The organism is Streptomyces sp. NPDC044106 (assembly GCF_056433985.1).
In genome coordinates this window covers 413,463-437,983 of the sequence record NZ_JBWKFZ010000003.1, presented here as the reverse complement: position 1 = coordinate 437,983, position 24,521 = coordinate 413,463, and the positions used below count along the sequence as shown (strand labels likewise).

Here is a 24,521-nt window from a genome sequence, read left to right as displayed (position 1 = left end):
TCACCCCTTGAATGTCCCGAAGATCCGACCACGGGAGGAGGGATGCCGTCCTGTGGTCGTACGGATCGGCGCCCTCGCCACCCCTACTGGGCCCGCGCGCCCTACTGGGCCCGCGCCGCCGCCTTCGCCCGCTTGATCGCCGCGTCGCGCCCCCGGACGTACCAGATGCCGATGAGGCCGAGGCCGCCGCCGGCCAGGCAGGTCCACACCCACCAGGTCGCGTCGCGGTCGTCGAACCAGCCGTAGAACGGCAGCTGGACCAGGAAGAGGACGAACCAGAGGATCGTGCCGCCGGTGATGGTGGCGACCACGGGGCCCTCAAGGGGCTCCGGCGCCTCGTGCTTGGGGGTCCACTTCGCCATGCGTACAGCTTATGCCGGGGCCGGGGGAGCGGGGCGGCGAGCCCGCGAGCCGTTGTCCGCCAGGGGTCTACGCGCGGAGATAGCGATTTCCCTCTCATGTATTCATACTGAAACGGCTCGTTAATGGCCGATTGCTTTCGTAAGAAGACACAAGTCAACAAGACGCAAGTCAAGAAGACGCAAGTCAATCGAGAGTCGCGGCCTGACGATCTCCCCCTTCTCTGAGTCCACGAGGTCCCGCATGCCTTCCTCGGCCACTGCCCCGGTCGACGCCAGCAAAGAGCCGCCGAAGCCCCCGCAGAACGGGCTCGACCGCTACTTCAAGATCTCCGAGCGGGGCTCGACCCTCGCCCGCGAGGTCCGCGGCGGTTTCGCCACCTTCTTCGCCATGGCCTACATCGTCGTGCTCAACCCGATCATCCTGGGCGGCGCGAAGGACATGTACGGGCATCAGCTCGACAACAAGCAGCTGGTCACCGCGACCGTGCTGACCGCGGCCTTCACCACGCTCCTGATGGGCGTCATCGGCAACGTCCCGATCGCGCTCGCCGCAGGCCTCGGCGTCAACACCGTCGTCGCCCTGCAGCTCGCGCCCCGCATGTCGTGGCCCGACGCGATGGGCATGGTGGTCCTGGCCGGCTTCGTCGTGATGCTGCTCGTCGCGACCGGTCTGCGCGAGCGGGTCATGAGCGCCGTGCCGCTCGGCCTGCGCAAGGGCATCGCGATCGGCATCGGCCTCTTCATCATGCTGATCGGCCTGGTCGACTCCGGCTTCGTCTCGCGCATGCCGGACGTCGCGGGAACCACTGTCCCGCTCCGGCTCGGCGCCGACGGCCACCTCAACGGCTGGCCCGTCCTCGTCTTCGTGCTCGGCGTGCTGCTCACCCTGGCGCTGCTCGTACGCAAGGTACCGGGCGCCATCCTCATCAGCATCGTCGTCATGACGGTCGCCGCGATGATCATCAACGCCGTCGCGGACATCCCCTCCTGGGGCCTGACCACCCCGAAGTGGCCCGGCAACCCCGTCTCGACCCCGGACTTCGGGCTCGTCGGGCAGATCAGCCTCTTCGGCGGCTTCGAGAAGGTCGGCATCCTGACCGGCATTCTCTTCGTCTTCACCGTGCTGCTCTCGTGCTTCTTCGACGCGATGGGCACGATCATGGGCATCGGCGACGAGGCCGGGCTCACCGACGAGCGCGGCAACATGCCCGGCATGAACAAGGTGCTCTTCGTCGACGGCATCGCGGTCGCCGCGGGCGGCGCCTCATCGGCCTCCGCCACCACCTGCTTCGTGGAGTCCACGGCGGGCGTCGGCGAGGGCGCGCGCACCGGCTTCGCGAACCTCGTCACCGGCGGCCTCTTCGCGGTCGCGCTCTTCCTCACGCCGCTCGCCACCATGGTCCCGTCCCAGGCGGCCACGCCCGCGCTGCTCGCGGTGGGCTTCCTGATCCTCTCCGGGTCCATTCAGCAGATCGACTGGGCCGACTACACCATCGCGATCCCCGCGTTCGTGACGATGCTGATGATGCCGTTCACGTACTCGATCACCAACGGCATCGGCATGGGCTTCGTCACCTTCAGCGTGCTGCGGCTGGTCGCCGGGCGCGGCAAGGAGGTGCCGGTCGCGATGTATGTGGTGTCGGCCGTCTTCGCCTTCTACTACCTGATGCCGGCGCTGAACCTCACGTGAGGCGCCGTCGGGGCGCTCACGCCGCCCCGTAGAACTTCTCCGTCTCCTCGACGGACGTCGCGAACCGTTCGTCGAAGTCGTCTCGAATGAGCGTCCGGACCACATAGTCCTGGACGCTCATTCCTCTTTTGGCCGCATGCTGTCGGAGCCGGTCGAGCAGCTCACCGTCTATACGCAGGCTGAGCACTGGCGATCCCATGCGTGTCAGGGTCCACGCCGCCCGGTGGCCGACGCGTCGCTTTCCGGAGCCGCCTCACCCGTACGGGTGACGAAGGGGTTTCGGTAGTGGGGCGGCAGGGAATCCAAGTGGTCCTTAGCTAGGGTAATGAGTTACGCTAACAAACATGCCGGACCTCTCCCATGGTGACGATGCCGTCGCCGTGAACGCCTTGCGCTCCGCTGTGATGCGCCTGTCCCGTCGACTCAAGCACCAGCGGGTCGACGAGTCGCTGAGCCCGACCGAGATGTCGGTGCTCGGCACCCTTGCCCGCTGCGGCTCCGCCACCCCGGGCGAACTCGCCCGCAAGGAGCATGTGCAGCCGCCGTCGATGACCCGCATCGTGGCACTGCTCGAGGCGAAGGGCCTGGTGCGGCTCGAGCCGCACCCCGAGGACCGTCGTCAGAAGGTGGTGACCCAGACCGAGACCGCCGAAGCGATGCTCGAAGAGAGCCGCCGCAAGCGGAACGCCTGGCTGGCGTCGCTCACCGAGAACCTCGACGACGACGAGTGGGCCCGGCTGCGCGCCGCCGCCCCGGTCCTGGAGAAGCTCGCGCACCTGTAGCCCCGCGGCACCCCGCGGGCACTCCCGCCGACCCGCGGGAGCCGTACGTATGCCAAGGAGGCGAACCTACTTTGAGTACGGGATCCGGAGCAGACTCCGCCCCCGCACCAACCGCCCTCGACACCCCTGCCCACCCCCGCAAGACCTCGATGTTCAGCTCGCTGCGGATCCGCAACTACCGGCTCTTCGCGACCGGTGCCGTCGTCTCCAACACCGGCACCTGGATGGCCCGCATCACCCAGGACTGGCTGGTCCTGAGCCTGACCGGATCCTCCGCGGCCGTCGGCATCACCACCGCCATGCAGTTCCTGCCGATGCTGCTGTTCGGCCTGTACGGCGGTGTCATCGCCGACCGCTTCGCCAAGCGGAACCTCCTCTTCGTCACCCAGGGCGCGATGAGCCTCAGCGGCCTCTTCCTCGCCGTCCTCACGCTCAGCGGCAACGTCCAGGTCTGGCACGTCTACTTCGCGGCCTTCTTCACCGGCCTCGTCACCGTCGTCGACAACCCGACGCGGCAGTCCTTCGTGTCCGAGATGGTGGGCCCCGACCAGGTCCGCAACGCCGTCTCGCTGAACTCCGCCAACTTCCAGTCCGCCCGTCTCGTCGGCCCCGCCGTGGCGAGCGCGCTGACCGCGGCCGTCGGCCCCGGCTGGGCGTTCCTCGCCAACGGCCTGTCCTTCCTCGCGCCGCTCACCGGTCTGCTCCTGATGCGCACGAGCGAGCTGCACCACACCCCGCGCAAGCCGCGCGGCAAGGGACAGCTCCGGGAGGGCCTGAACTACGTATCGAAGAACCCCGAGCTGATCTGGCCGATCGTCCTCGTCGGCTTCATCGGCACCTTCGGCTTCAACTTCCCGATCTGGCTGAGCGCCTTCGCGGACGACATCTTCCACGGCGGCGTGGGGATGTACGGCCTTTTCAACACCCTGATGGCGATCGGCTCGCTGGCCGGCGCGCTGCTGGCGGCCCGCCGCGGCAGCTCGCGGCTGCGGCTCCTCGCCGGGGCGGCCGTGGCGTTCGGCGTGCTGCAAATCGTGGCCGCCATCGCGCCGGAGTACTGGATGTTCGTCGCGCTGATCGTGCCGATGGGCATCCTCGGCCTGACGGTGAACGTCACCGCCAACTCCTCGGTCCAGATGGCCACGGACCCGGAGATGCGGGGCCGGGTGATGTCGCTGTTCATGATGGTCTTCACCGGCGGTACGCCGCTCGGCGGCCCCCTCTTCGGCTGGCTCGCCGACGCCTACGGCGTCCGCGTCAGCATGGCCGCGGGCGGCCTCGTCTGCGCACTCGCCGCGGTGGCCGTCGGCCTGATGCTGGCCCGCGCGGCCAACCTCCGCCTGAAGGTGGACCTGCGCCGGGGCCACCAGCACGTGCAGTTCGTGCCGAGGGAGCGGGACCGGGAGCGGGAGTTGGCGACGGTGGCGTGAGGCGCCCGTCCCGTCGGGGCCGGGCGGCAGCCGGACCCCGTCCCGTCGGGGCCGGGCGGCAGCCGGACCCCGTCCCGTCGGCCCCGTCCCGTCGGGGCCGGGCGGCAGTCAGACCCGCCGCGCCAGCACCTGGCCCGGCCACGTGCCGTCCGGTCCCGTGAACGTCTCCGTCGCCGTGAAGCCGGTGGACTCGTAGTACGCGACCAGCTTGCCGTCGCCGCCCGCGTAGCAGTCGACCCGGAGCAGGGAGACGCCCTGCCTCCGGGTCTCCTCGGCGGCGTGGGCGAGGAGGGCGCGGCCCACCCCGCGGCCGGCGAAGCGGTGGTCCGAGGCGAGCAGATGGACGTACCGCTCGGGCTCGTCGGCCAGGGGGATGTTCGGGCCGGGCCCGTCGGTGAGGGTGGCCGTGCCCGCCACGGCGCCGTCGATCTCGGCGATCCACGGCTCACCCGCGGTCACGTACTTCTCGACCATCGCGACGGCCTTGGGGTTGGCCGACCAGGGCCTCGTGCCCCACTGCCCGATCCGGCCCTGTGCGACCAGCCACTCCACCGCGCCGTCGAAGAGGGCGATGATCGCGGGTATGTCGTCGACCCCGCCCCGCCTGATCCTCATGGCCTCCGTATCACTCATGCAGGGAGGCTAGCGTCACCCTCCATGAGACTCTTCGCCGCGGTCCTCCCACCGGACACCGCCACCAGCGAACTGGCCGCCGCCGCGCATGCGTTGAAACAGCTGCCCGGCGCCGACGAGCTGCGCTGGACGGCCCGTGAGAGCTGGCACTTCACCCTCGCCTTCATGGCGGAGGCCGACGAAGCGGCGCTGCCGGACCTCCTGGCACGCCTGGGACGGGCCGCGCACCGCACCCCGTCCTTCTCCCTCGCCCTGCGCGGCGGTGGCCACTTCGGGGACCGGGCGCTGTGGGCGGGCGCCACGGGTGACGTGGCCGCGCTGCGGCTGCTCGCCCGACGCGCGGACGCGGCGGCGCGCAAGGCGGGGATCACGATGGAGGAGCAGCACCGGCCCTACCGCCCGCACCTGACGCTGGCGCGGGGCCGCGGCGAGCCGGACCTCGCGCCGTACGCCGACGCGCTCGGATCCTTCGCGGGCACCGCGTGGCCGGTGCGGGAGCTGACGCTCGTCCGCAGCGAGCTGCCTCGCAGCGGGGTGCCGGGGGAGCGGCCGCGCTACGAGGCCGTCGGGCGCTGGTCACTGGGAGGCGGCGCGGGAGAGCCGGGCGGCGCCAGTTAACCTCGACTACGTGGACCCGAAAACCAGGAACCGGATCATGGCCGGTGTACTCGTGCTGATGTTCGTCGTGGTGGCGGTGGCGGCCGCGGTCGGCGGATAGCCGACGCGGGCCGCCCCACCCGTCACCCCCCGTCACACCTCGCCCGTCACTCCCCTCTCGGGATCACCAGGCGAAGGACTCCGGTGCGGGTCCCGGGCCGGGGAAGATCTCGTCCAGCGCTTCGAGGAGCTCGGCGGACAGTTCGAGCTCGACGGCGCGCAGCGCGGAGTCCAGCTGGTCCGCCGTGCGCGGGCCGACGATCGGCGCGGTGACGCCGGGCCGGGTGAGCAGCCAGGCCAGCGCGACCTCGCCGGGCTCCAGGCCGTGCTTGTCGAGCAGCTCCTCGTACGCCTGGACCCGCGCGCGGACCTCCGGTTTGGCGAGCTCGGCGGCGGCGCGCCCGCCGGTGCGGCGCGAGCCCTCGCCCGCCTTCGCGCCGGCCTTCCCGCGCCCCTTCACGCGCCCCTTCTTCAGGACGCCGCCGAGCATCCCGCCGTACAGCGGTGACCACGGGATGACGCCGAGGCCGTACTCCTGGGCGGCCGGGATGACCTCCATCTCGGCGCTGCGCTCGGCGAGGTTGTAGAGGCACTGCTCGCTGACGAGTCCGTAGCCACCGTGGCGGCGGGCGGTCTCGTTGGCCTGGGCGATCTTGTAGCCGGGGAAGTTGGACGACCCGGCGTAGAGGATCTTGCCCTGCGTGACGAGTACGTCGACGGCCTGCCAGATCTCCTCGAACGGGGTCTGCCGGTCGATGTGGTGGAACTGGTAGATGTCTATGTAGTCGGTCTGCAGCCGCTTGAGGCTGGCGTCCACGGCGCGGCGGATGCTGAGCGCGGAGAGCCGGTCGTGGTTGGGCCAGGAGGCCTCGCCGCCCGGGCTCATGTTCCCGTACACCTTGGTGGCGAGAACGACCTTGTCGCGCCGGCCGCCGCCCTGGGTGAACCAGGTGCCGATGATCTCCTCGGTGCGGCCCTTGCCCGCGCTCTGTCCGTAGACGTTGGCGGTGTCGAAGTAGTTGACGCCCGCGTCGAGCGCGGCGTCCATGAGGGTGTGGCTGTCGGGTTCGTTGGTGAGCGGCCCGAAGTTCATGGTGCCGAGCGTGAGCCGGCTGACCTTGAGCCCTGTGCGTCCCAGCTGCGTGTACCTCATGAGGTCATAGCCAACGGGGTGGAGTGGGCTCCAGGCAAGGGGGGATCGGTCAGTCGCGGGGGAACTCGTCGGTGCTGAGGGTGAGACCGACGGTGGTGTGGGTGAGGTCCACCGCGTCGCCGAAGACGAACTTCCGGTCAGTGTCGTACTCGCCGTTCTTGGGGTCGGTGTAGAGCAGGCACCGGCCCTGGTACGGGTCGACGATGAGGTAGACGGGAACCTTGGCTTCGGCGTACGCGGTCTTCTTCGGGCCGTAATCGTTCATCCCCGTGCTCTTGGAGATCACTTCAGCCACGAACTGGACGTCCCGGTACTGCCACTGGCCCTTCTCGTTCTTGGTGGCGTCCTCGGCCAGGAGCGTCACGTCGGCTGCGAAGCCGTTGAGGTATCCCGGGTAGTCGATGCGGACGTCGGACTTCAGTCGCTTGCGCGGATACTTGCTGCGCAACTGCTCGATGATGTCCAGGGTGATTGCCCAGTGGGTGTCCCGCTGTGACGACATGAAGACGTGCCCCCCGACGATCTCGGTCTTGATTCCCTCGGGGTCGGGCATCGTCTCAAGCCACTCGAACATCTTGTCCAAGGTGCGCTCGTCGCCGATCTCAGCCATCTCGATCCTGTCGGTCTCTACGACGGTCATCGTGGCGCTCCTCCCCGGCCGCCCTCGCTCGAACGCAGCCGCGCAGTACAACGATACGCACGGAGCCGAGGTCACGTCCGGTCACGAGCCACCCAGCCACCCCGCCGCGTCGAGCCGGAAGGCGTCCGGGGGAACAACCATCCGGAGCCCGGATTCCAGCTCGCCGAGCCGACGCGCCCCGAGGGCCTCGGCCCACTCCGCCCGCAACTCGTCGAAGACCGCCGCCGAGCGGCGCAGCGCGTCGAACCCGCGCGGGGTGAGCTGGACCAGCTTGCGGCGGGCGTCGGCGGGGTCATCGGTGCGGGCGGCGTAGCCGAGGGTGATGAGCCGGTCGACCGTCTTGCCCGCGGCCTGCTTGGAGACACCGAGCCGCCGCCCGACCTCGCTGGCGTTGGCGCCGCCCGCCCCGATGGCCTGCATCGCGAACCCGTGCGCGGGGCGGAGGTCGGGGTGGCCCTGGCGGGCGAGCTCGGCGTGCAGGCGGTCGATGAGGGTGCGGAAGCCGGCGAAGAGGAGCAGGGGCAGCTCATATCCCTTGCCGTCATATCCCTTGCCCGTACCGTCAACCTGGTTTACCGTCTTCTTGTCGTCAACCATGTTGTCTATTTTAGGGCCGGGCAGGCCCACAGGGGGTACGGGATGTTCACCGCGCACACACTCGAAACCGCACCGTCCGACTCACGCGCCACGATGGAGCGCACCGCCGTCGCCTTCGGGCAGGTGCCGGACGCGGTCGCCCGCCTCGCCGAGTCGCCCGACCTCCTCAACGGGTTCCTGGAGATGACGGCGGCCTTCGACCGGACGACCCTCGAACCCGTCGCCCGCGAGGTCGTCATCATGACGGTCGCGACGCGCAACGACTGCCACATCTGCGCGACGATGCACACAGGCAAGCTGCGCAAGCTGGGCGCATCGCCCGGGCTGATCACGGCCCTCCGCGAGGAGCGGGCGCTGTCCGACGAACGCCTCGAAGCGGTACGCCGGTTCACGCTCACCGTCCTCGCCACGGCGGGCGGGGTCGACGACGCCGACCTGAAGGAGTTCTTCGCCCACGGCTACACCGAGCGCAACGCCCTCGAAGTCGTCATGGGCATCGGTACGTACACGATGTCGACGCTCGCGAACCGGCTGACGCGGGCGGTGTGAGCGCGTCAGTCCGCCTCGCCGTGGCGCGCCAGGAAGGCGGTCCAGGTGGTGGGGGATATCTGGAGGGTGGGGCCGGTGGGGTTCAGCTTTGAGTCGCGGATGTGGATGGTGGCGGGGGTGGCGGCCATCTCCAGGCATTCGCCGCCCTGGCTGCCGCTGTAGCTGGACTTGGTCCAGGTGAGGGCCACCTCCACGCATTCGCCGCCCTGGTCGCCGCTGTAGCTGGACTTGAACCACATCAGCTCGGTGTTCATTGCGTCTGTGCCACCTGTCCGATCCATTTCGCGGACTCTTCGGGGTTGAGAGCCTGAGCCCGCAGAATGCCATACTGCGCGAACAGGTCTCCCAGGTCGGGGTGTTGGCGTACGAAGTAACCGCCGTTCGGTCCCTCGACGTAAGCGACACGGTCTCGGTCGGTCGTCTCCAGCAGGATCATCGGGCCGTTCAGCCCGGCGTGCGTCTGTCGGTTGTGGGGCATCACTTGGATCTCGACGTTGCGCCGCTGCCCCACGTCGAGAACGTGGTCCAGCTGCTCCCTGAGCGCCTGGCGGCTGCCAAGTGGCCGAGTCAACGTGTGCTCCTCCAGCACGAAGCCGACGAGCGGCGCGGGCTTGCGCTGAAGCACGTGCTGTCGGCCGAGTCGGGCAGTTACGCGCGACTCGACCTCCTCGTCCTCCAGGGGTGGGCAATGGCAGTTGAAGATCGCCCGCGCATACGACTCGGTCTGGAGCATGCCGGGGATCACGTGGTTCGCGTACATGTAGATGGCGACGGCCTCCGCCTCAAGCTCGGCGTAGTCCTCGAACCACGACGGGAACCGGCTGACCTGAAGTTTCTTGCCTGCCGCAAGAAGTGCACCTTGTGCACCGAGCACTTCGTCCGCGATCTCGACCAGCTTGCCCTTTGGGGGCCGCTCGCCCCGCTCCACCATTGCCACTTGCGACTTGGAGTACCCGACGTATCCGCCCAGCTTCTCCTGCGTCATCCCGGCCCGCTCACGGAAGAACCGCAGCAACGCACCGAACATCTCCAGGTTCCCTGAGTTCTGTCCACCGGAGTGCACAGCGACCTCCCCAAGTGCACAGCGCAGCACGACGCCTGCGAATCCCTGGTCACAGTATGTGAGCGCCCGTAAGCATTTGCCGCATGAACTCGGAAACCTCATCACTCAGGGTCCACGACTGGATTCCGGCGACGGGCCACGCCCTGCGGCACGCGGGCATTCACTTCGACGCGGTACGGATCGAGGGCGCGCTCGGCGAGCAAGTCGCGTACGACCTGATGCAGTTCACGGAGTTCCGCGCGGGCCCGATCGTCCGCGAGGCGACGGGCGGGCGCTACCTCTACTTCCTGCTGCCCCCGCAGGCAGCGGAGTCGTACGCCTGGCCGGTCGGTGTGCGGGCGCTGGGCCGGAGCGCGGGGAGCCTCGCGTACGTCGGCGTGCCCGCGCTGGACGGCTACACATGGCCCCTGGACTGGAGGTCACGCCCGACGAGTGAAGTCCCGTTCGTGGAGGGTGATTTGTTGCACGAGACGACTAAACGTGCGGTGCGGTGACCGCGTCATCACGCTCTGTGTCCGGCCGGACATGGGGCGGTCCCCGGAGGTGCTAGCAACACCGCCCGAGGACCTTCACCACCGAATGGATCAGAGGTCCACCGGGATGCTTCGGCATGCTATCGCGCCCACCCGGCGCTACACGAAGGCTTCGCACGACGTCGTACGGCATCAGTGCCTGAACAGCGATGCGAAGGTCCTGCTCCTGTACGTGCAGGGGCTCTCCGAGGCGGACGCCTCCGCCAGATCGCTCGGCGAACACGCGGCGCGGCTCGGCATCAAGGGCCGCGCCTACCAGCGGGCCAAGCAACTCCTCGCCGACTCCGGCTACTTGCACGTGTGGCGGTGGCAGGGTGAGCGGGGCCGCTGGGTCACGGAACAGCTCCTGGCGAACGTCACCCTGACGGGTGAGGAGGCGGGGCGGGCCCGGGTCGGAGACGGGCCCTCACCGACTGCGCAGGCACCGACGGTCGGCGGGCCGGGGACGCGGGAACCCGGTGGCTCTTACCCAGAAGAACAACGGGAGAAGAATCTTCCCCACCCCCCACCCGAAGAGTCGGAACCCGCAGCCGACACGGAACTGGCCGAGGCCGAACGGGTGTTGCTGTCACTCCGCCACGTGAACCGGGACCTGCTGCTCGGCGTACGAGAGGCGCGAGCACTGGCGGGGTCGGCGGCGGAGTGGCTGCGACGGGGTGTCTCGACCGGTGACCTCCGCAAGGCGCTGACTGCGGGGCTGCCTTCGGGCGGGGTCCGGTCGGCGGTCGGGTTCGTACGCCACCGGCTGGTGCAGAAGCTGCCGGACCGTGCGGGGCCGACGCCCTCTCCGGCGGTCACGGGCAGGCCCGGCCTCATGACCTGCGAGGGGTCGGGTGCCGAGCACGTCTTCCGGCCCCTGGGCGAGGAGACGCGATGCGGTCGGTGCCGGGCGGAAAGGGCCTCCTCCAGCACGGAGGGAGACCGCCGCACACAGCCACTGCCCTGGCGCGACCGCCTGGCGAGCGCGAGGACGTGACGGGCGGTCCGGCCCGCGTCGGTCCACGCCGTGGTCGCGGGTCGGCGCCGCCAGCACATCCGGGTCCGCGTGAGCCTTCGCTGTGTGCCGCCAGTGGCCGTGGCTCATGGGTGGGAAGCTACTTCGAGGGGCGGCCTGGTGCCCTCGCCCGTGAGGGTGGCGTAGGGGCCGCCTATGCCCCACCCCTGGGACAGGGCGGTCGCGAACGCCGACGCCAGTTTGTGTTCGCCGGAGGCGTTGGGGTGCGTGCCGTCGTACGTGTCCACATTGATGTCATACGACAGCGGCGGGGACGCCAGGAGCAGGGGGGAAGCCGGCGTGTCCAGGTCTGCCACCGTCTTTGCGAGCAGTTCGTTGAAGTGGGAGACCTCCGTCGCGAACGGGGCGTCCGAGGTCGCGCGGATGTTCGGGATCACGGGGAGCAGGACCATCCGGATGCCGGGGTTCGTCGCGCGGGCCGCTGTGATGAAGGCGCGGACATTGTCGGTCGTTTGGGCCGCGTTCGTGTAGAAGCCGAGGTCGATCAGGCCGAGGGAGATGAGGAGGATGTCGGCGGGGTCGCGGTGCAGGGCGCCGGATATGTGCGGGGCCATGTGCAGCCAGCCCTCGCCCCAGCCCGCGAGATGGTGACGGGGGAAGTCCGGGGACACGGTGGCGGCGTAGTCGTGGGAGAGGGGCTCGCCCGCCGCCTTGTCGTAGAGGGCGGTGCGCGGGCCGACCACGGCGGCGCCGTCGGGGCCGAGGGTGTCGCGAAGGTGCTGCCACATCCGGTACCGCCAGGTGTGCTCCCCGGCGCTTCCGATCGTCATCGAGTCGCCGACGAACATGAACCTGAACATCGGGTCATCATCGCGGATCGGGGGCACCGACTGCGATGTGAGGCTGAGCACGCCGCCCGCGCGGGCAGATGGCAGGCTTGGGCGCATGCGTTCGCTTCGGGCTGTTCCGTCTGTCCTCGCCGGTGCCGTACTGGCCTTCGCCGTGGCTGTTCCCGCCGCACCCGCCGCGGCCGACGACCACGACGGGTTCACCATCAAGGATCCGCGGATCGTCGAGTCCAGCGGCCTCGCCGCGTCCCGCGCCCACCCCGGCATCTACTGGACGCACAACGACCAGGACAAGGGCGCCTACCTGTACGCGGTCGACTCGAAGACGGGCGAGACCGTCGCCACCATCACGATGGCCGGCGTCGGCGCACCGCGCGACGTCGAGGCGATCTCGATCGGCAGCGACGGGAACATCTACGTCGGCGACATCGGTGACAACCTCAACGGCACCTGGAAGAACGTCTGGATCTACAAGCTCCCCGAGCCGAAGCAGCTCAAGAACCAGACGGTCCGCGCCACGCAGTACGTCGTGAAGTACGCCGACGGCGCGCGGGACGCGGAGGCGCTGATGGTCCACCCGAAGACCGGGCGCATCTACATCGTCAGCAAGAACGAGGACGGCGGCGGACTGTACGAGAGCCCGGAGCGGATGTCGGCCTCCGGCACGAACGTCTTCAAGCGCGTCGCCGAGATCGACCTGTGGGTGACCGACGGCGCCTTCTCGCCCGACGGCAAGCAGCTCGCCGTGCGCGGCTACTTCGGAGGCATCTGGTACGCGTGGCAGGGCGACGGCAAGAAGCCGCAGCGCAAGGGCCGCCTGAGCGTGCCGCTGCAACGGCAGGGCGAGTCCGTCACGTACACGACGGACGGCACGACCCTGATGTACGGCACGGAGGGCGCCCAGAGCGACGTGGAGCCCGTGGAGGCGCCCGGCGGGGGCGGCGGAAACGGCAAGTCCCCCTCGGACAACGGCGGCACGGCCCGCGACGGCGACGACCCCTTCCTCAACGGAAGCCTCAAGACGGGCGCCATAGTCGTCGGAGCCGTCCTGCTCGCCGTGTTCGGCCTGAAACGGCTGGGACGGCGCGGGCGCAAGTAGCGGGGCGAAGGGCGGCTTGGGGGGAGAGGCTTACGCACCCGAGGTTCGGGGTGCGGGGAACTGCGCGACCAGCTACGGCGCACCCGCGGCTGGTCGCGCAGTGAAGCGTCAGAGCTTCTCGATCACGTAGTCGATGCACTTCGTGAGCGCCTCGACGTCCGCGGGGTCGATCGCCGGGAACATCGCGACGCGCAGCTGGTTGCGGCCCAGCTTGCGGTACGGCTCCGTGTCCACGATGCCGTTCGCGCGCAGGGCCTTCGCCACCGCGCCCGCGTCGATCTCGTCCGCGAAGTCGATCGTGCCGATGACCTGCGAGCGCTTCGCCGGGTCCGTGACGAACGGGGTCGCGTACTTGGACTCCTCGGCCCAGCCGTACAGCGTGCGCGAGGACGCGGCCGTGCGGCCGGTCGTGAAGTCCAGGCCGCCCTGGGAGTTCATCCAGTCCAGCTGCTCGGCGAGGAGGAAGAGCGTGGCGAGCGCCGGGGTGTTGTACGTCTGGTTCTTGCGGGAGTTGTCGATCGCCGTGGGGAGGGAGAAGAACTCCGGGACGTGGCGGCCCGACGCGTGGATCCGCTCGGCGCGCTCGATCGCCGCCGGGGAGAACGCGGCCAGCCACAGGCCGCCGTCCGAGGCGAAGGACTTCTGCGGGGCGAAGTAGTAGACGTCCGTCTCGGCGATGTCGACCGGCAGGCCGCCCGCGCCGGACGTGGCGTCCACCAGGACGAGGGAGCCGGTGTCGGCGCCCGCGACGCGCTTGATGGGGGCGGCGACGCCGGTGGAGGTCTCGTTGTGCGTGAAGGCGTAGACGTCGACGCCCGCCTCCGCCTTCGGGTCGGGGTGCGTGCCCGGGTCGCTCGCGATCACGGTCGGCTCGGCCAGCCACGGGGCGAGCTTCGACGCCTTCGCGAACTTGGAGGAGAACTCGCCGAAGTTGAGGTGCTGCGACTTGTTCTCGATCAGGCCGTGCGTCGCCACGTCCCAGAACGCGGTGGAGCCACCGTTGCCCAGGATCACCTCGTAGCCCTCGGGGAGGGAGAAGAGGTCGGCGATGCCCTCGCGCACGCGGCCGACCAGGTTCTTGACCGGGGCCTGGCGGTGGGACGTACCGAGCAGAGAGGTACCGGTGGCGGCCAGGGCGTCCAGCGCCTCCGTACGCACCTTGGAGGGGCCCGCGCCGAAACGGCCGTCGGCGGGCTTCATGTCAGCGGGAATCTGGATCTCAGCCACGGGGCGAGCCTAGCGGTTCGGGGCTCGCCGTCTTGGTGGTGTCCGTCGGCTGAGATCCTCGGTCACCCGGGGTGGGCGCCGCGGGGCTCCGCCCCGGGCCCCGCTCCTCAAACGCCGGAGGGGCTGGATTGCCCCCGGGCGGGCCCAAGACGCACCGGCAGCTCGTACAAATCGTTCTGCGTCACCACCGGCTTGTTGCGGAGGGCCTCGTGCGGGACCGCGAGTCGCAGGTCAGGGAAGCGGGCGTACAGGGCCGGGAGGGCTACTCCCGCCTCCAGGCGGGAGAGGGCCGCGCCGGGGCAGACGTGGGGGCCGTGGCCGAACGAGATGTGGCGGGTGGGGGACGTGCGGGTGATGTCGAAGGTGCCCGCCGTGGGGCCGTGCGCGGCCTCGTCGCGGCCTATCGCGCCGTAACTGATGATCACCGCGTCACCCTCGCGGATCACCTTGTCGCCGACGGGGACGTCCGCCGCGGCGAAGCGGATCAGGACGTGCGAGGTCGGTGAGGAGTAGCGCAGGGTCTCCTCGATCACCGCGTCCCAGCCGACCTCGCCCGCGAGGACCAGCGCGAGCTGGTCGGGGTGGGCGGCGAGGTTGACGACGGCGTTGACGATGAGGGAGATCGTCGTCTCGTGGCCCGCGGCGACCATCAGCTGGAGGGTGGAGACGATCTCCTCGTCGGTGAGGCGGTCGCCGTTCTCGGAGGCCTGGACGAGGGCGCTCGTCAGGTCGTCGCCGGGCTTCGCGCGGCGCTCCGCGACGACCTTGGCCATCATCCCGGCGAGCTCGCCGAGCGTCGCCACGACCTCGTCCGGGGGCGTCTGCGTGGAGAAGAACTTGTCGAAGAGGACCTTCAGGCGCGGGAGGTCCGCCTCGTCGATGCCCATCAGGTCGCTGACGACGTACATGGGGAGGGGGTAGGCGAACTCCGCCTTCAGGTCGACCGTGCCGGAGTCGGTGGGGAGTTTGTCCAGGAGGCCCGAGGCGAGTTCCGCTATGCGGGTCCGCATGCGCTCCACGCGGCGCGGCGTCAGCGCCTGCGCCACCAGCGTGCGCATCCTGCGGTGCTCCTCGCCGTCGGCCGTCAGCATGGAGCGGCCGGGGTTGGCGAGGCCGATCAGCGGCCAGTCGGCGGGGATCTCGCCGCGCCGCCAGGCGCCCCAGACATCGATGTCCTTCACCAGGCGCCTGTCGGTGAGGAGCCGGCGCGCCTCGGCGTGGTGCGTGACCGCCCACACCGGGACGCCGCCCGGCAGCTCCGCCTCGGCGAGCGGGCCCGCGGCGCGCAGCAGGGCGCTCTCGGCGTCGAGGTCGGTGACGAACGGGTCCAGGGCGATGCGCTTCATCTGAGGTCTCCAAACACTGAGGTCGGGGTCGGGGTGAAGCTCACCGGCAGGTCGGTGAGGCCGCGCAGCCAGGGCGACGGGCGGCGGGTCAGGGCGTCGGCGGGCACCGCGAGGTCGAGGTCGGGCAGCCGGTCGAGGAGGACCTCGATACCGGTGCGGGCGATGACCTCGGCGACCTCCTGGGCGGGGAAGGGGCAGCGGTGCTCGCCGTGGCCGAAGGAGAAGTGGGCGCTGTTGCCGCCGGTGAGCGCCGAGCCGTCGGTGCGGACCTGCGGGTCGGAGTTGGCGGCGGCGAGGCCGAGCAGGAGCAGGTCGCCGGAGTTGACGCGGCGACCGCCCAGCTGGGTGTCGCGGGAGGCCCAGCGCCCGGCGACGTTCTGCGTGGGGGTGTCCTCCCACAGGACCTCGTTCATGGCCTCGGCGACGCTGTGCCGGCCGCCGAACAGGGAGGCGGCGAACCGGTCGTCGGTGAGCATCAGGCGCAGCGAGTTGCCGATCCAGTCGGCGGTCGGCTGGTGGCCCGCGGCCATCATCACCATCAGGTCCTGGGCGATCTCCTCGTCCGAGAAGCCCAGTTCGCCGTCGTCCGCCTGCGTCTGAAGCATGTACGAGGCGACGTCGCCGCCCGGCTCGGCGTGCTTGTCGGCGATGAGCCGCATCATCGAACCGGCCAGGTGCTGCTGGCCCGCGAGCGCCCGTTCGCGGCCGTCGATCATGTCGTTCATCGCCGTGACGAGGCCGGGGCCCTGCTCGTCGGAGAAGCCGTAGATGCGGGCGAGGACGCGGACCGGGAGCAGCATCGCGTACTCGGCGATGATCTCCGTGGTGCCCTTGCCGCAGAAGCGGTCGATCAGCTCGTCCGCGAACTGCTCGGCGTGCGCGCGGAGTTCGAAGGGATCGACGCCTTCGAGGGCGTGCGCGATCATCGCGGCGCGGCGGGTGTGCCGCTCGCCGACGGTGTAGAGGATCGACGGCTGCTTGTGGCCGATCATCGGCAGGAGCGGCCAGTCGGCGGGGATGTGCGGCCACTGGTTCCACAGCTCGGAGTCGCGGCTGTAGAGGACCGGGTCGCCGGTGACCTGGTGGAGTTCGCGGTAGCCGAGCACCAGCCAGGCCGGTATGCCGCCGTCCAGGAGGACGGGGGCGACGGGGCCGTGGTCGCGGCGCATCTCCCGGTACAGCTGCGTCGGTTCGGTGGCGAACCGCGGGCCGGAGAGCGGGACGGGACCGGGCGCGGCAGCGGCGTCGGCTCCGGCGCCGGTTACGGGGCAGGTCACTGGGCGTTCTCCTGGAGGGCGTTCGGCGGGAGGGCGGCGCGCTGGGCCGCGTACAACGACTGGAGGTGTTCCACGAGCGTGATCAGGACGGCCTTGCTCGACCCGCGGGAGCGCGCGTCGCAGTCGACGAGCGGCACGCCGGGGTCGAGGTCGAGCGCCTCGCGCAGCTGATCGAGGGTGTGCGGGGAGCCCCCGAAGTCGTTGCGGGCGACGATGAACGGCGTGCCGTGGTGCTCCAGGCGGTCGATCGCGTACCAGGAGTCCTCGACGCGCCGCGGGTCCACGAGGACGACCGCGCCGAGCGTGCCGGAGAAGAGGCGGTCCCACAGGAACCAGAAGCGTTCCTGGCCGGGGGCGCCGAAGAGGTAGAGGATGTTGTGGGCGTCGAGCGTGATGCGGCCGAAGTCGAAGGCGACGGTCGTGGACGTCTTGGCGCGCAGCCCGTCGAGGCCGCCCGTCTCGTCGATGCCCCGCCCGGCCTGCGTCATCGTCTCCTCGGTGTTGAGGGGACGGATCTCGCTGACGGAGCGTACGAGCGTCGTCTTGCCGACGCCGAAGCCGCCGACCACGACGATCTTCAGACCGTTGTCCGCGGTGGCGGTCAGTTCGGTTCGGGTGGCCCCGGTAGCGCTGCGTTCAGAGGTTGCGGAGTCCAACGAGCACCTGCTCCAGGATGTCGGGGTCGGGAAGGCTGTGGTCGGCGCCCGCGCGCGGGTGGCGGGCGCTGATCCGGCCCGCGTCGAGCAGGTCGGACAGCAGGATGCGGGTGATGCTCACCGGCAGGCCCAGCTCGGCGGCGACCTCCACCATGGCGGTCGGCAGGTGGCACAGGCGCAGGATCGCGGCGTGCTCGGACTGCATGCCGGGGACCGGCGCCGACTCGGCGACGACGAGCGTCACCAGGTCGAAGGGGGTGTCGGGCGCCGACCGGCTGCGTCCTCCGGTGAGGGTGTACAGCCGGTCGGGGGAGTCGTCCCGGCCGGGGCGGCTCATGAGGCGGGCTGGGTGCGGGGGGCGCCGTCCGTGCGGGGCGCGGCGCGCAGGTGCTCGCCGAGCTGCTCGACCAGCTCGGCCATGGTGTGCCCGACGAGGCCCGCGTCGGCGTCCTCGGCGGCGATGACCGCGAGGTGCGCGCCCTCGCCCGCCTCGACGATGAAGAGGATGCCGCCGTAGAACTCGGCCATCGCGGAGCGGACCCCGCCGCTGCCGTCGCCGAACTCGGCGGACGCGCCGTGCGAGAGGGACTGGATGCCGGCGGCTATCGCGGCCAGCTGGTCGGCCTGGTCGACGGAGAGCTCGGGCGTGCGGCACAGCTTCAGGCCGTCCCGCGAGAGCACGAGGGCGTGCCGGGCGCCGGGGGTGCGCTCCAGGAGTCCCTGGAGGAGCCAGGTGAGCTTCTCGTCGGTGGTGGTGCCGGGGGTGGAACCGGCGGTGGTGCCGGGGGTGGAGCCGGTGTTCATCGGGGGGTCTCGCCTTCCGGGTGCGGGGGAGTTGCGGTGGCGTCCGTGTCCTGCGCCGGTCCTGAGGGGTCCGACGGAGCGGGGCGGACGGCCTGGCGGAAGCTGCTGAAGCGGGCCGCGGTGCTCGCGGCGGTGGCGGCGGGCGGCCGCCGGGTCTCACCCGTGTCGCTGTCGGCGCGGGCCCGCTCGGCGGCGGCGAGGGTGCGGCCGCGGGGGCGCTTGGGGAGGGGGGCGTCGGGGGTGTCTTCGGCCGGGCGCCCGGGGTTCGTCTGCAGGTGCGGGGCCGCGGGGGGATGTGCGTACTCGCCATCCCTGCGCCGCGTCGGAAGTTCCTGGACGTCACGGTCGGCTCGGTGCTCCGTGCGCACATCCCTCCGCGTCCCCTCCGGCGCGCTCGCGGGTGACGGGGCGTCGGGGGTGGCACGCTCGGTCGCGGAGGCTGGGAGCGGGAGGGCCGCCGTGTTCGGAGCCGTCGCAGAGGGCCGGGAGACCAACTCCTGGGGTATCAGCAGGAGTACGCCCGTACCGCCCCGCGCCGACGGCCGGAACGACACCGTCAGACCGTGCTTGCGGGCCAGCCTGCCGACCACCGCGAGCCCGAGCCGGGTGCCGGACAGGCCGCCGAGGCCCTGGGCCTCACCGGACACGGCCTGCTCGGCGCGGCGCTGCTGCACGGGCCCCATCACGAGGCCGCTGTCCTCGACGGAGATGATGACGCCCGCCGCGACCTCCTCGATGTAGACGTGCACTTCGGAGGTGGGCGGCGAGAAGTTCGTCGCGTTGTCGAGGAGTTCGGCCAGGGCGTGCATGACGCCCTCGGCGGCGTGGCCCGCGACGGCGACCTCGCTGGCCGAGTGGACGCGCACCCGCTGGTAGCCGCCGATGCGGCCCATCGCACCGCGCAGGATCGACTCCATGACGATGGGCCGGGCCCAGCGGCGGCCGGAGCGGGCGCCGGTGAGCACCGCGACGGAGTCGGCGATGCGGCCCGCCTGCGCGGTGCGGTGGTCGAGGTGGAGGAGGTCGGTGAGGACGTCCTCGTCGGCGTGCCTGCCCTCCATCTCGCGCAGGTCGGCGAGCATGCCGGTGGCCAGGGCCTGCATGCGGCCCGCGGCGTTGGCGCAGGCGGCGAGGGCGGCGGCGCGCTCGGACTCGGCGCGGCGCACGCGCACGGTCAGCTCGGTCCGCTCCCGGGCGAAGTACTCGGTGAGCGCGGTCCGCTCACGGGTGAACTCCTCGGTACGGGCGGCCTGTTCGCGTACGAGGCGCTCCGCGTCCTGCTCCCCGGCCGCCACGCGGCGGCGCAGCAGGGAGTTGGCGCGCAGGGTGTGGAAGGCGAGCGTCACGGCGACCGTCAGGGCTACGGCCGCGGCGCCGGATCCCCAGGCCAGCGGGGTGCGTACGGAGGCGGGCGCGAGGGCCGCGGCGGCTCCGGTGAGCGCCGCGGTGACCACGGCGCAGGTCAGCAGGACGAGCGCGGACGGGCGCAGCGGAGGGTGCTCCGTCCCGGGGCGCGCTGGGGGGGTTTGCGCGGTCATCAATCGGGGTCCTCGATCGGAAGCGACACACTCTGCTCAAGCTTGGCTCAAGAAAAGATCACTATAGGAGAGTTGTCGACCGAGTTGGGAACCTTCCGGTCCGGATCATGAGAAAACGGGTGGGGCGGGGTGGCCACGAGGGGTTGCCGCGTGGGCATGCTTGGGGGATGAGCGATCTCGGCGGCGGTCCTGGCGGTTCCGGTGAGCTCGGCGGTCCCCGGGGGTCCGGTGGCCTCGGGGGCGGCTCCGGCAAATCCGGCGGCCACGGTGGCAAAACCGGCGGCTCGGGTGGCCACGGTGGCAAAACCGGCGGTACCAGTGGCACCGGCGGCACCAGCGGCTCCAGCAGCTCCGGTGACTCCGGCGGTACCGGCGGCTCCGTTGGCTCCAGCAGCCCCAGCGGCTCCGGCCGCACCCGAACCCGCCCCCGCGCAGACCGGCGGCACGCCCAAGCCCACGCCGACCCCGAAGCCCTCGCCCGCGACCTCCGCGCCGCCGTACGCGGCGCCGTCGACCTCTCCGTCACCGCCCGCGCCCTGCACACCATGGACGCCTCCAACTACCGCCGCGTGCCCGCCGCCGTCGTGGCCCCGCGCGACGCCGACGACGTGGCGGCGGCCCTCGCGGTGTGCCGGGAACGCGGCCTTCCGCTCGTACCGCGCGGCGCGGGCACCTCGATCGCCGGACAGGCCACGGGAGTCGGCGTCGTCCTCGACCTCACCCGGCACATGAACCGCGTCGTCTCCCTCGACCCCGGGACGCGCACGGCCGTCGTCCAGCCGGGCGTCGTCCTCGACGACCTGCGCGCCGCCGCGGCCCCGCACGGACTCACCTTCGGTCCCGACCCCTCCACGCACAGCCGCTGCACCCTCGGCGGCATGATCGGCAACAACTCCTGCGGCTCGCACTCGGTGGCCTGGGGCACGACCGCCGACAACGTGCACGCCCTCTCCGTGGTCGACGGTTCGGGCGAGCGCCGCCATCTCGCCCGCGGCTGGGACGGCGCCCCCGAAGGACTGCGCGCCCTCGTGGACGGTGACCTGGCGCTTCTGCGCACCGGCTTCCCCGAACTGCCGCGCCGCATCTCCGGATACGCCCTGGACGCGCTGCTCCCCGAACACGGCACGGACCTCGCGCGCGCCTTCTGCGGCTCGGAGGGCACGCTCGGCGTCCTCACCGAAGCGGTCGTACGCCTCGTCGAGGCACCCCGCGCGCGGGCGCTCGCCGTGCTCGGGTACGCGGACGAGAGCGCGGCGGCCGAAGCGGCGGCGGGCCTCCTCCCGCACGGCCCGCTCACGGTCGAAGGCATGGCGGCCGACCTGGTGAGGGGGGCGAACGGCCTGCCCAGGGGCGGCGCCTGGCTCTTCGTGGAGACCGGCGGCGAGAGCCCGGCGCAGGCACGCGCGCGTGCCGACACGATCGTGCGGGCCGCCGCGGGGGACACCGTGGACGCCCTGGTCGTCGACGATCCGGCGGGGCAGCGCGCGCTGTGGCGGGTGCGGGAGGACGCCAGCGGCACGGCGACCCGTATGCCGGACGGCTCGGAGGCGTGGCCCGGCTGGGAGGACTGCGCGGTGCCGCCCGCCCGCCTCGGCGCCTACCTGCGGGACTTCAGGAAGCTGCTCACCGACCACGGCCTGCGCGGCACTCCGTACGGGCACTTCGGTGACGGCTGCATCCACGTGCGCATCGACTTCGATCTGCTCACCCCCGCGGGCATCGCCGGATTCCGCCGCTTCTCCGAAGACCTCGCCGACGTGGTCGTCGCCCACGGCGGCTCGCTCTCCGGCGAGCACGGCGACGGGCAGGCCCGCGCGGAACTCCTGCCGAAGATGTACGGACCCGAACTCGTCGGCCTCTTCGGGCGCGTGAAGGACGTCTGGGACCCGGCGGGGCTGCTCAACCCGGGCATGCTGGTGCGGCCCGCGCCCCTCGACGCCGACCTGCGGTTCGCGCCCCTGCCGCGCGAGCCCGTCGACGTCGTCTTCGGCTACCCGCACGACGGCGGCGACTTCACGGCGGCGGTACGGCGCTGCGTGGGCGTGGCCAAGTGCCGTACGGCGAGCCCCGCTTCGCCCACCGGCGTGATGTGCCCGTCCTACCGCGTCACCGGCGAGGAGGAGCACTCCACGCGCGGGCGCGCCCGCCTGCTGCACGAGATGCTCGCCGGTGAGGTCGTGACGGACGGCTGGCGCTCCACCGAGGTCAAGGACGCCCTCGACCTCTGCCTGTCCTGCAAGGGCTGCCGCTCGGACTGCCCGGTGGGCGTCGACATGGCCACGTACAAGGCGGAGTTCCTGCACCATCACTACCGGGGCCGCCGCAGGCCCGCCGCCCACTACACGATGGGCCGCCTGCCGCGCTGGCTGCGGGCCGTCGCGGCGACGCGCACCGCCCGGCTCGTCAACGCCCTCGCCCGGGTCGGCCCGCTGGTGGCGCTCGGCAAGCGGATGGGCGGGATCGCGGCGGAGCGGGCGGTGCCGCGGCTGGCTCCGCGCACGTTCCGGCAGTGGTGGCGCGGCAGGCCGCGCGCAGGGGGCGCTCCCCACGCCGTGCTCTGGCCCGACACCTTCACCGACCACCTCTCGCCGGCGGTGGGACGGGCCGCGGTGGCGGTCCTCGAAGCCGCCGGGCTCACGGTCACTGTGCCGCCGCGCGGAGTCTGCTGCGGTCTTACGTACGTCTCGACGGGCCAGCTCGACCGCGCCCGCACCGTGCTGCGCGCCACCCTGGACCGGATGGAGCCGCTGCTCGACGCCGGGATCCCGGTGGTCGTCCTGGAGCCGAGCTGCGCCGCGGCCCTCAGGGCGGACCTCGCCGAACTGCTCGGCGACGACCCGCGCGCGGCCCGGCTCGGCGCGGCGGTCCGCACCTTCGCCCAGGCCCTGGAGGAGCTGGCCCCCGGTTGGCGTCCGCCGCACATCGGCCGGAGCGCCGTCGGCCAGACCCACTGCCACCAGCACGCGGTCCTCGGCGACGCGGCGGAGCGGCGACTGCGGGACAAGGCAGGACTGACGGGCGAACTGAGCGGCGGCTGCTGCGGACTCGCCGGGAACTTCGGTTTTGAACGCGGCCATTACGACGTCTCGAAGGCCTGCGCGCAGGAGCAGCTGCTGCCGTCGGTGGCGGCGGCCGACGGCGAAGCGGTGGTGCTGGCCGACGGCTTCTCCTGCCGGACCCAGCTGGAGCAGTTGGCGGGGGTGCGGGGGCGGCACTTGGCGGAGGTGCTGGCGGAAGGGCTTGGCTCCCGCCTGCTCCCGGCGCACCGGGACCAAAGTCCCCGGCCCAGGTGACCTTTGCGGGTGGGGACGGGTGTCCGTTTCCGGCAGGATCGGGATGGTTCTTGATCATCTGTCGACGCGAGAAGTCGGGTGTGCGGTCGTGCCGGAGATCCCGAAGGGCCCTGTATCGCCGAAGGAGCCGGAAGTCCCCGGCGAGACGGCCGGGAAGGACACCGCCGCCGCTCCACGCGGACCCGTCGTGCGCAATCACTACGACTCCATACGGATGGACACGCTGTTCCGTGGCGACACGGCCGAACCACCGAAACCATCGAAATCACCGAAACCACCGAAACCACTGAAACCACCGAAACCACCGAAGTCGCTGCGGAGGTGCGAGGGCGGCGGTCGGGAAGGTGAAGATCCGTTGCAGCGTGCGGGTGCGGATGCGGGTGGCCGTCGGGAGGACGAGCTCCGGGGCGCCGGGCCGGAGCGGCGGAGGAATGCCGCGCCCCGGGCCGACCGGGAGCTGAGGGAGCGGCGCGGGCCCGCCTGCTCCGGGTGGTGGGCGGTGCTCGTGGTGGTGCTCGCCGTGGTCGGGGCGGGCGCGGAGATCTGGTCCTGCGGGCTCCTGCCCGACCGGCTCACCGAGACGTTGCGGCTGCCCGAAAGGCCCCGGCAGGGACTCGACGCGGCGCGCGGGGCGGCCGTCGGCGGCTGCGGCGCCCTCGTCCTCCTCGCGCTCGGCGGGCTCACCCGGGGGCGGGTCGGCACCGCGTGGACGTTGTCGCTCTTCGGCCGGTACCGGGGCACCGTGCGCCGCACCGGACTCGTGTGGATCAGCCCGCTGATGCTGCGCCGCCGCGTCGACGTACGGCTGCGGCACTGGCGCAGCGAGCCGATGCCCGCCGTCGACGCGCAGGGCGTGCCGCTGCGCGTGGTCGTCCTGGTGGTGTGGCAGGTCAAGGACGCGGCGCGGGCGCTCCTCGCGGTCGACGACCACACCGCGTACCTGCGGGAGCAGGTGGAGGCGGTGACCACGCGCGTGGCGTCCCGGCTGCCCGCCGACTCGTTCGGCGAGCCCGCCGACGACGTGCCGACCCTGCGGGACACCGAGGCGGTCGGCGACGCGCTCACTGCGGCGCTGGCGGTGGAGTGCGGGGCCGTCGGCATCGAGGTGTTCTCGGCCCGGCCGCTTCGCGTGGAGTACGCGCCCGAGGTGGCCGCGGCGATGCACCGTCGGCAGATCGTCGCTCTCGACGCCCGGAACCGGGACGCCGTGCTGACGTCGGTGCTCGACGCGGTGGACGACACGGTCCGCAGACTCACCGTACGAGGACTCGTCACACTCGACGACTACGAACGCAAGGCGCTGGTCAAGGACTTGACGGTGGCCTTCTACACGGCGCGCGGCAACACCGTCGACACGCCCTGAGCCGTACGCGAGGAAGCGGAAGAGCA

The 24,521-nt window shown here is 71.4% G+C and carries 26 protein-coding genes; 10 read left to right on the top strand and 16 right to left on the bottom strand.

Annotation, left to right across the window (positions count from 1 at the left end; translation table 11 throughout):
• Positions 1-101: 101 nt before the first annotated feature.
• Entirely contained in the window at positions 102-362 is a 261-nt protein-coding gene (locus AC07DI_RS07115; protein WP_384256932.1) for a DUF2530 domain-containing protein, read from the bottom strand.
• A gap of 241 nt (positions 363-603) precedes the next feature.
• Here AC07DI_RS07115 and AC07DI_RS07110 point away from each other — a divergent pair, with 241 nt between their 5' ends.
• Positions 604-2,052: an NCS2 family permease gene (locus tag AC07DI_RS07110; RefSeq protein ID WP_478902748.1), complete on the top strand. Its 1,449-nt coding sequence runs from the start codon at positions 604-606 to the stop codon at positions 2,050-2,052.
• A gap of 16 nt (positions 2,053-2,068) precedes the next feature.
• Here the strand turns inward: AC07DI_RS07110 and AC07DI_RS07105 are convergent, their stop codons facing one another.
• On the bottom strand, positions 2,069-2,251 hold the full coding sequence (locus AC07DI_RS07105; RefSeq protein WP_384256936.1) for a ribbon-helix-helix protein, CopG family: 183 nt from the start codon (positions 2,249-2,251) through the stop codon (positions 2,069-2,071).
• A gap of 145 nt (positions 2,252-2,396) precedes the next feature.
• Between AC07DI_RS07105 and AC07DI_RS07100 the strand changes: the two genes are divergently transcribed.
• Both AC07DI_RS07100 and AC07DI_RS07095 read left to right on the top strand, forming a co-directional pair.
• A complete protein-coding gene (locus tag AC07DI_RS07100; protein ID WP_384256939.1) occupies positions 2,397-2,834 on the top strand; it encodes a MarR family winged helix-turn-helix transcriptional regulator in 438 nt (145 codons plus the stop codon).
• A 71-nt stretch (positions 2,835-2,905) separates the two neighbouring features.
• Entirely contained in the window at positions 2,906-4,264 is a 1,359-nt protein-coding gene (locus AC07DI_RS07095; RefSeq protein WP_478902746.1) for an MFS transporter, read from the top strand.
• A gap of 108 nt (positions 4,265-4,372) precedes the next feature.
• Here the strand turns inward: AC07DI_RS07095 and AC07DI_RS07090 are convergent, their stop codons facing one another.
• Entirely contained in the window at positions 4,373-4,897 is a 525-nt protein-coding gene (locus AC07DI_RS07090) for a GNAT family N-acetyltransferase (protein WP_478902745.1), read from the bottom strand.
• Positions 4,898-4,921: 24 nt separating this feature from the next.
• Here AC07DI_RS07090 and thpR point away from each other — a divergent pair, with 24 nt between their 5' ends.
• Positions 4,922-5,515 (top strand): RNA 2',3'-cyclic phosphodiesterase, encoded by a 594-nt coding sequence (thpR, locus tag AC07DI_RS07085; RefSeq protein WP_478902743.1) that lies wholly within the window; start codon positions 4,922-4,924, stop codon positions 5,513-5,515.
• A gap of 163 nt (positions 5,516-5,678) precedes the next feature.
• Here the strand turns inward: thpR and AC07DI_RS07080 are convergent, their stop codons facing one another.
• The 3 genes from AC07DI_RS07080 to AC07DI_RS07070 form a co-directional block, all read right to left on the bottom strand.
• Complete coding sequence (locus tag AC07DI_RS07080) at positions 5,679-6,707, bottom strand: aldo/keto reductase (RefSeq protein ID WP_478902741.1); 1,029 nt, start codon at positions 6,705-6,707, stop codon at positions 5,679-5,681.
• Between the two features lie 49 nt (positions 6,708-6,756).
• Positions 6,757-7,347, bottom strand: a complete 591-nt coding sequence (locus AC07DI_RS07075; RefSeq protein WP_478902739.1) for a Uma2 family endonuclease — start codon at positions 7,345-7,347, stop codon at positions 6,757-6,759.
• 81 nt (positions 7,348-7,428) lie between these two features.
• On the bottom strand, positions 7,429-7,944 hold the full coding sequence (locus AC07DI_RS07070) for a MarR family winged helix-turn-helix transcriptional regulator (RefSeq protein ID WP_478902738.1): 516 nt from the start codon (positions 7,942-7,944) through the stop codon (positions 7,429-7,431).
• A 42-nt stretch (positions 7,945-7,986) separates the two neighbouring features.
• Here AC07DI_RS07070 and AC07DI_RS07065 point away from each other — a divergent pair, with 42 nt between their 5' ends.
• Complete coding sequence (locus AC07DI_RS07065) at positions 7,987-8,493, top strand: carboxymuconolactone decarboxylase family protein (RefSeq protein ID WP_478902736.1); 507 nt, start codon at positions 7,987-7,989, stop codon at positions 8,491-8,493.
• Positions 8,494-8,498: 5 nt separating this feature from the next.
• Here AC07DI_RS07065 and AC07DI_RS07060 read toward each other — a convergent pair whose 3' ends face one another.
• Positions 8,499-8,747, bottom strand: a complete 249-nt coding sequence (locus tag AC07DI_RS07060; RefSeq protein ID WP_478902735.1) for a DUF397 domain-containing protein — start codon at positions 8,745-8,747, stop codon at positions 8,499-8,501.
• A complete protein-coding gene (locus tag AC07DI_RS07055; RefSeq protein WP_478902733.1) occupies positions 8,744-9,520 on the bottom strand; it encodes a helix-turn-helix domain-containing protein in 777 nt (258 codons plus the stop codon). Before AC07DI_RS07055 ends, AC07DI_RS07060 begins: the two co-directional genes overlap by 4 nt.
• Before the next feature lie 119 nt (positions 9,521-9,639).
• Between AC07DI_RS07055 and AC07DI_RS07050 the strand changes: the two genes are divergently transcribed.
• Entirely contained in the window at positions 9,640-10,050 is a 411-nt protein-coding gene (locus tag AC07DI_RS07050; protein ID WP_478902732.1) for a hypothetical protein, read from the top strand.
• Positions 10,051-10,156: 106 nt separating this feature from the next.
• Positions 10,157-11,065, top strand: a complete 909-nt coding sequence (locus AC07DI_RS07045; RefSeq protein WP_478902730.1) for a hypothetical protein — start codon at positions 10,157-10,159, stop codon at positions 11,063-11,065.
• A gap of 104 nt (positions 11,066-11,169) precedes the next feature.
• On the opposite strand, the gene AC07DI_RS07040 is transcribed toward AC07DI_RS07045, so the two are convergent.
• Positions 11,170-11,904 carry a GDSL-type esterase/lipase family protein gene (locus tag AC07DI_RS07040; protein WP_478902729.1) on the bottom strand — a complete coding sequence of 245 codons (735 nt, stop codon included), beginning with the start codon at positions 11,902-11,904 and terminating at the stop codon, positions 11,170-11,172.
• An 85-nt stretch (positions 11,905-11,989) separates the two neighbouring features.
• Here AC07DI_RS07040 and AC07DI_RS07035 point away from each other — a divergent pair, with 85 nt between their 5' ends.
• Complete coding sequence (locus tag AC07DI_RS07035; RefSeq protein ID WP_478902727.1) at positions 11,990-12,991, top strand: TolB-like translocation protein; 1,002 nt, start codon at positions 11,990-11,992, stop codon at positions 12,989-12,991.
• A 108-nt stretch (positions 12,992-13,099) separates the two neighbouring features.
• Here the strand turns inward: AC07DI_RS07035 and serC are convergent, their stop codons facing one another.
• From serC to AC07DI_RS07000, 7 genes are all read right to left on the bottom strand, one after another.
• The gene (gene serC / locus AC07DI_RS07030) at positions 13,100-14,218 is read right to left on the bottom strand and encodes a phosphoserine transaminase (RefSeq protein WP_384256971.1); all 1,119 of its coding nucleotides are present in this window, start codon (positions 14,216-14,218) and stop codon (positions 13,100-13,102) included.
• A gap of 107 nt (positions 14,219-14,325) precedes the next feature.
• Entirely contained in the window at positions 14,326-15,564 is a 1,239-nt protein-coding gene (locus tag AC07DI_RS07025) for a cytochrome P450 family protein (protein WP_478902726.1), read from the bottom strand.
• Positions 15,561-16,841, bottom strand: a complete 1,281-nt coding sequence (locus AC07DI_RS07020; protein WP_478902724.1) for a cytochrome P450 — start codon at positions 16,839-16,841, stop codon at positions 15,561-15,563. The genes AC07DI_RS07025 and AC07DI_RS07020 overlap by 4 nt, the downstream gene beginning before the upstream one ends.
• The gene (locus AC07DI_RS07015; protein WP_478902723.1) at positions 16,838-17,497 is read right to left on the bottom strand and encodes a GTP-binding protein; all 660 of its coding nucleotides are present in this window, start codon (positions 17,495-17,497) and stop codon (positions 16,838-16,840) included. Before AC07DI_RS07015 ends, AC07DI_RS07020 begins: the two co-directional genes overlap by 4 nt.
• The gene (locus tag AC07DI_RS07010) at positions 17,478-17,834 is read right to left on the bottom strand and encodes a DUF742 domain-containing protein (RefSeq protein WP_384256979.1); all 357 of its coding nucleotides are present in this window, start codon (positions 17,832-17,834) and stop codon (positions 17,478-17,480) included. The genes AC07DI_RS07015 and AC07DI_RS07010 overlap by 20 nt, the downstream gene beginning before the upstream one ends.
• The gene (locus tag AC07DI_RS07005; protein WP_478902721.1) at positions 17,831-18,301 is read right to left on the bottom strand and encodes a roadblock/LC7 domain-containing protein; all 471 of its coding nucleotides are present in this window, start codon (positions 18,299-18,301) and stop codon (positions 17,831-17,833) included. The genes AC07DI_RS07010 and AC07DI_RS07005 overlap by 4 nt, the downstream gene beginning before the upstream one ends.
• Positions 18,298-19,839, bottom strand: coding sequence for a sensor histidine kinase (locus AC07DI_RS07000; protein ID WP_478902719.1), 1,542 nt, complete (start codon positions 19,837-19,839; stop codon positions 18,298-18,300). Before AC07DI_RS07000 ends, AC07DI_RS07005 begins: the two co-directional genes overlap by 4 nt.
• Positions 19,840-20,384: 545 nt before the next feature.
• Between AC07DI_RS07000 and AC07DI_RS06995 the strand changes: the two genes are divergently transcribed.
• Together AC07DI_RS06995 and AC07DI_RS06990 are read left to right on the top strand one after the other, a co-directional pair.
• Entirely contained in the window at positions 20,385-23,132 is a 2,748-nt protein-coding gene (locus AC07DI_RS06995; RefSeq protein WP_478902858.1) for an FAD-binding and (Fe-S)-binding domain-containing protein, read from the top strand.
• 355 nt (positions 23,133-23,487) lie between these two features.
• Complete coding sequence (locus AC07DI_RS06990; protein ID WP_478902718.1) at positions 23,488-24,495, top strand: SPFH domain-containing protein; 1,008 nt, start codon at positions 23,488-23,490, stop codon at positions 24,493-24,495.
• Positions 24,496-24,521 lie beyond the last annotated feature (26 nt).

Coding starts and splice junctions, on each gene's coding strand:
- AC07DI_RS07075 (WP_478902739.1), bottom strand. CDS start 7,347: ATGACCGTCGTAGAGACCGACAGGATCGAGATGGCTGAGATCGGCGAC.
- AC07DI_RS07055 (WP_478902733.1), bottom strand. CDS start 9,520: ATGTTCGGTGCGTTGCTGCGGTTCTTCCGTGAGCGGGCCGGGATGACG.
- AC07DI_RS07090 (WP_478902745.1), bottom strand. CDS start 4,897: ATGAGTGATACGGAGGCCATGAGGATCAGGCGGGGCGGGGTCGACGAC.
- AC07DI_RS07070 (WP_478902738.1), bottom strand. CDS start 7,944: ATGGTTGACGACAAGAAGACGGTAAACCAGGTTGACGGTACGGGCAAG.
- AC07DI_RS07040 (WP_478902729.1), bottom strand. CDS start 11,904: ATGTTCAGGTTCATGTTCGTCGGCGACTCGATGACGATCGGAAGCGCC.
- AC07DI_RS07115 (WP_384256932.1), bottom strand. CDS start 362: ATGGCGAAGTGGACCCCCAAGCACGAGGCGCCGGAGCCCCTTGAGGGC.
- AC07DI_RS07060 (WP_478902735.1), bottom strand. CDS start 8,747: ATGAACACCGAGCTGATGTGGTTCAAGTCCAGCTACAGCGGCGACCAG.
- AC07DI_RS07025 (WP_478902726.1), bottom strand. CDS start 15,564: ATGAAGCGCATCGCCCTGGACCCGTTCGTCACCGACCTCGACGCCGAG.
- AC07DI_RS06995 (WP_478902858.1), top strand. CDS start 20,385: ATGGACGCCTCCAACTACCGCCGCGTGCCCGCCGCCGTCGTGGCCCCG.
- AC07DI_RS07005 (WP_478902721.1), bottom strand. CDS start 18,301: ATGAACACCGGCTCCACCCCCGGCACCACCGCCGGTTCCACCCCCGGC.
- AC07DI_RS07065 (WP_478902736.1), top strand. CDS start 7,987: ATGTTCACCGCGCACACACTCGAAACCGCACCGTCCGACTCACGCGCC.
- AC07DI_RS07080 (WP_478902741.1), bottom strand. CDS start 6,707: ATGAGGTACACGCAGCTGGGACGCACAGGGCTCAAGGTCAGCCGGCTC.
- AC07DI_RS07100 (WP_384256939.1), top strand. CDS start 2,397: ATGCCGGACCTCTCCCATGGTGACGATGCCGTCGCCGTGAACGCCTTG.
- AC07DI_RS07010 (WP_384256979.1), bottom strand. CDS start 17,834: ATGAGCCGCCCCGGCCGGGACGACTCCCCCGACCGGCTGTACACCCTC.
- thpR (WP_478902743.1), top strand. CDS start 4,922: ATGAGACTCTTCGCCGCGGTCCTCCCACCGGACACCGCCACCAGCGAA.
- AC07DI_RS07110 (WP_478902748.1), top strand. CDS start 604: ATGCCTTCCTCGGCCACTGCCCCGGTCGACGCCAGCAAAGAGCCGCCG.
- AC07DI_RS07035 (WP_478902727.1), top strand. CDS start 11,990: ATGCGTTCGCTTCGGGCTGTTCCGTCTGTCCTCGCCGGTGCCGTACTG.
- AC07DI_RS07000 (WP_478902719.1), bottom strand. CDS start 19,839: ATGACCGCGCAAACCCCCCCAGCGCGCCCCGGGACGGAGCACCCTCCG.
- AC07DI_RS07045 (WP_478902730.1), top strand. CDS start 10,157: ATGCTTCGGCATGCTATCGCGCCCACCCGGCGCTACACGAAGGCTTCG.
- AC07DI_RS07050 (WP_478902732.1), top strand. CDS start 9,640: ATGAACTCGGAAACCTCATCACTCAGGGTCCACGACTGGATTCCGGCG.
- AC07DI_RS07105 (WP_384256936.1), bottom strand. CDS start 2,251: ATGGGATCGCCAGTGCTCAGCCTGCGTATAGACGGTGAGCTGCTCGAC.